Origin of the sequence: Mesorhizobium sp. M7A.F.Ca.MR.148.00.0.0 (assembly GCF_003997735.1) — a bacterium.
GTDB lineage: Bacteria > Pseudomonadota > Alphaproteobacteria > Rhizobiales > Rhizobiaceae > Mesorhizobium.
This window is the reverse complement of record NZ_RZTB01000162.1, coordinates 317-4,712: the sequence shown is the minus strand read 5'-3', so window position 1 is coordinate 4,712 and position 4,396 is coordinate 317. Positions and strand designations below refer to the sequence as shown.

4 protein-coding genes are annotated in these 4,396 nt (G+C 55.9%); all 4 read right to left on the bottom strand.

Annotated elements, in window-relative coordinates; translation table 11 throughout:
* Positions 1-563, bottom strand: a 563-nt coding sequence (locus EOB49_RS38135) for an ABC transporter permease (RefSeq protein WP_245472906.1), incomplete at its 3' end; no start/stop codon positions are given.
* 18 nt (positions 564-581) lie between these two features.
* Positions 582-1,679 (bottom strand): ABC transporter ATP-binding protein, encoded by a 1,098-nt coding sequence (locus EOB49_RS31080; RefSeq protein WP_127383226.1) that lies wholly within the window; start codon positions 1,677-1,679, stop codon positions 582-584.
* 136 nt (positions 1,680-1,815) lie between these two features.
* On the bottom strand, positions 1,816-2,916 hold the full coding sequence (locus EOB49_RS31075) for an ABC transporter substrate-binding protein (RefSeq protein ID WP_127383225.1): 1,101 nt from the start codon (positions 2,914-2,916) through the stop codon (positions 1,816-1,818).
* Positions 2,917-2,988: 72 nt separating this feature from the next.
* The gene (locus EOB49_RS31070) at positions 2,989-4,152 is read right to left on the bottom strand and encodes a M20 aminoacylase family protein (protein ID WP_127383224.1); all 1,164 of its coding nucleotides are present in this window, start codon (positions 4,150-4,152) and stop codon (positions 2,989-2,991) included.
* Positions 4,153-4,396 lie beyond the last annotated feature (244 nt).

The window sequence follows — 4,396 nt, the reverse complement described above, 5'->3', positions numbered from 1 at the left end:
AAAGGCCGTGCGCCCATACTCCGGGCTGCCGCCATCAGTGACTTGTCGATACCCATCATGACGCTGACCAGAGGCAGGATCATCATAGGCAGCATGATGTGCACCATGCCGACATAGACGGCGGCGCGGTTATAGATGAGTGGCAGCGGACTTGATATAAGCCCGATGTCGAGCAACAGATTGTTGATGAGGCCGCGATCGCCAAGAATTACGATCCATGCATATGTCCGTACCAAACCACTGGTCAGATAGGGGACGATAACGAGCACGATGAGCGACATCCGCACATACCTCGAGGCGACCACGATCATATAGGCCGTGGGATAGCCGACGAGGAGACAGATTGCAGTCGCCACCACACTGATCTCGACGGTCTGAAAGAGCACACGGATATTCGCCGGCTGGCTGAAAAAAGCTTGATAGTTGGCTAGCGAAAGGGCTGGCGCATTGAGGCTAGTCAGGAAAAGCTGGATGGTGGGTATACCGAAGACAACAAGCAGGACGGCAAGGGTAGGCACAGTTAGCACGATGGGCATTCGACCGAGTTTTCGCAACGTCTTCATCGGTGGTCCCTCAGCACATCACGCAGTGACAAAGCGAACGTCTGACCGCAGCCACTCGAGGCGCACTTCGTCGCCAGGTCGGAAGGTCTGCTGTCCTGCGGCGACATGCTCGCGCCCGATGAGTACGGTGCTCCCGACCCGCACATGGTATTTCCGCAACGGCCCGGCAAAAATCATGTCTTCCACGGTGCCGGTTACAGACTGTCTTTGCTCCGCGTCGGTGCGCTTCGGCGCCGTGGGGGCGGCAATGCAGATACGCTCTGGCCGGATCATCGCGACAGTGCCGTTCCGCGGCACCGTGTCGGACTCGATCATGAAACCGGCATCTTCGAGCATGTTAGCCTCGCCCAGAAATTTGGCCACGAAGCGCGACGCAGGCCTGTCGTAGAGGGCTTCCGGCGTGTCGATTTGCTCGATTTGCCCGTCCCGCATGACGACAATTCGGTCCGACAGCGTAAGCGCCTCCTCCTGATCGTGGGTCACACATATGGTGGTCTTGCCGAATTCTTTGTGCAGGCGCTTGATCTCGCCCTGCATCTGTTCGCGAAGGTTCCGATCCAGGGCGCCGAGCGGTTCGTCGAGCAGGAGGACGGGCGGATCGGCAATCAACGCGCGGGCAAGCGCAACGCGCTGCTGCTGACCGCCGCTCAGTTGCGACGGCATGCGGCCGCCAAACTCCTTCAGGCGTACGCGCTCAAGCATGCAGTCTACCCGCACTGCCCTCTCGGCGGCCTTCATGCCCCGCATTTCGAGCGGAAATTCCAAGTTCCGGCGCACGCTCAGATGCGGAAACAACGCATAGCTTTGAAAAACTATGCCTTGGTCACGCCGATAGGAGGGGACTGAGGCGACGGAGTTCCCGGCGATCAGGATGTCGCCTTTCGTGGGCGCCACGAATCCAGCCAGCAGCATCAAAGCTGTGGTCTTGCCCGACCCGCTTGGCCCGAGAATGGTCAAGAACTCATCGCGACGAACTGCAAGTGACAAGTCCTTGACCGCCGCGACCGACCCGTACATCTTGGTAACGCTGCAGAATTCAATCTGTGCAGGAACCCGGTGCGTCCACGCTTCATTCTCCGCAATTGGCAGGCGGGTGCTCTTAAGATGTGACGTCACGATGTGGATTCTCCAGTACGCCTGGGAAGCGGCCGCAATACGTACAGCTTCCAAAAGGGGAGGCGGCGGCATAACGGCTCCGCCTAGAACTCGGTTGTGTAAGTCGACCGATTGGATGCCGCCGCCCATTAGTTGACTACTGGAGGACCCACCCATTCCAACGCTGAATAACCCGGTCCAAGTTTGTCAAGCCGTCTGATCCAGCCTCAGCATACCACTTGGGGTCCAATACAATGCTAGACTTCACGTAGTCAGGATGGCCGGCAAATTTCCTTCCAGCATCTTCCGGCAACAGCTTATAGGCATTTCGATTTGCCGGACCAAAAGGCATAAGTTTGGCGAATGCTGCCTGCCTCTCGGCGCGTGTGATGAACTCGATAAACCTCTGTGCATTCTGCACATTAGCGCTGCCCTTTGGAATTCCCCAACCCTCCCAAGTGATCTTTTGCTGGTTTCGATTAACTTCGAGCGGAGCTCCCTCCTCAATCAGTGTTATCGCGCGGCCATCGTAAGATTCCGCCAAGTCCACAACCTTATCGTGCATCATCTGCTGAACCTCGGACCCCGTCGCCCACCATTTACGAATATGCGGCTTAATCTTGTCAAGGCTAGCAAAAGCACGGTCAATATCTATAGGGTAGATAGTTTCTGCAGGCACACCGTCAGCGAGCAGAGCTTCCTCCAAAGGGACCTCTCCGTTCTGGCCGGATGGCAGCGTCCGAACTCCAGGAAATTTGGTGGTATCCCAGAATTCAGACCACGAAGAAGGGCGCGGTTTGCCCGCCGGAAACTTCTCAGTATTGTAAACCATGCAGTATGCATATACGATCGCCCCGACGCTGTGGGGTGTTCTGGTGAAGTCTAGAATTGCGTCCAGCTCGTCCTTCTTATAGATCGAATAGTCAATTTTCTCTAGGTAGCCCTTCTCAGCAGCTAGAATGTCGAAATTTGGGAACACGGGAACCACATCAACAGAAACGGTATTTGTAGTCACCATTAGCTCAAGCTTGGACGTTTGGATTTGATCGGTGATCGGGTTCACCTTGATTCCCGTCTCGGCTTCGAATGGCTTTACAAAGGCTTCGATACACGCCTTTGCGTAATCTCCGCCATTGAGCGCTACTGTTACTTCGCCCGGCGACGCGGCGGCGGCGCGGCCGAATTTGAAAGACATAGCGCCGGCCGCGATCGCCGATGTGCCCTGAATGAAACGTCTGCGGTTTGTCGAAAGATTCATTGTGGTTCTCCCTCATTGTTCCCGCCACCGGACGGGACGCCTTTTTCTTGCGATCAGCCGTGCGCCGTAGTCTCAAACAGCCAGAGCCGTCTCGACCAGGTTCACCCAATAGGCGATGCCGTATGGCAGTGCTTCGTCGTTGAAATCGTACGCCGGGTGGTGCACGGGAGCGGTCGCGCCGTTTCCCAGGTAAATGTACGCGCCCGGACGTGCCTCAAGCATATAAGCGAAGTCCTCCGACCCCATGCTCGGCTTGATCTTATCGTCAACGGCAGCAAACCCCACAAGACTGCGAGCAGCCTTGACTGCCAGACTCGTCCCCTCAGTGTGGTTCAACATGATGGGTTCAAGCCGCCGATACTTGAACTCAACTTCCGCGCCAAAACTCCGGGCTATGCCTTGCGCACACGCCTCAATCTGGCGCTCTGCCAAATCCCGAAGGGAGGGCAGTAGCGTCCTGACCGTGCCGGCCAATGCAGAATGCTCTGGAATAATGTTGTATGCAGTACCGGCGTTTAACTTGGTAACGGTGATTACGAGGGACTCGGTCGGGTCAGTGTTGCGCGACACTACCGCTTGCAGCCCGACAATAATTTGGGCCGCAATAACAATAGGATCGATAGTTCGATGCGGATAGGCAGCATGACCACCCCTGCCTTTTACTATGATGTCGAACTCATCCAACGCCGCCGACATAGGCCCTTCGCAAATGGCAAACGTCCCGATCTCCATCCCAGGCGAATTGTGCACGCCAAAAACTTGTGAAATGCCGAATCGCTCCATGATCCCTTCCAGGACCATCTTCTGAGCACCGCGTCCATCTTCTTCTGCAGGCTGGAAGATCAGGGCAACTGAGCCTTTGAACTTGCGTGTACTCGCAAGGTACTTGGCGGCGCCCAACAGCATGGCTGTGTGACCGTCATGGCCGCAGGCATGCATTTTCCCCGGTATGGTCGACGACCAGGGTTTGTTTGAATCTTCCAGAATCGGCAGGGCGTCCATGTCGGCCCTCAGCCCAATCGTCGGCCCGTCTCCGCCTTCGCCCTGAATCAGTGCAACCATACCGGTTTCAGCTATCCCCGTTTCGATATGGTTGATACCGAACGAAGCTAGTTTCTCGCTCACGAACATCGCTGTGTTGTGGAGGTGATAACCGAGCTCAGGGTTCTGGTGCAGGTAGCGGCGCCACTCGGTTGCTTCGCCCTGGAGATCCCGGAAAGCCTCAACGCTTTGCATCTGTTGTTCCCAACTACGAGTTCTTATGGCAACTTCGCGCCTTATGCAATCGAGCATCATTCACCCGGGCGCCTTCCGTCAAATGCAGTTTGTATATTGTCGTCATCTAGAAGCGAGATGGACGCTAAAAGGACGCTGGGCCGCTCTAGCGCTTGCGCTCCAGATGGCACTCTGAAATATCAACAAAACGATTATTCCGTTATTTTCGTCATAACTTTCAACAATACCCAGATTCTTGGCGACC

Coding starts and splice junctions, on each gene's coding strand:
- EOB49_RS31075 (WP_127383225.1), bottom strand. CDS start 2,916: ATGAATCTTTCGACAAACCGCAGACGTTTCATTCAGGGCACATCGGCG.
- EOB49_RS31070 (WP_127383224.1), bottom strand. CDS start 4,152: ATGCAAAGCGTTGAGGCTTTCCGGGATCTCCAGGGCGAAGCAACCGAG.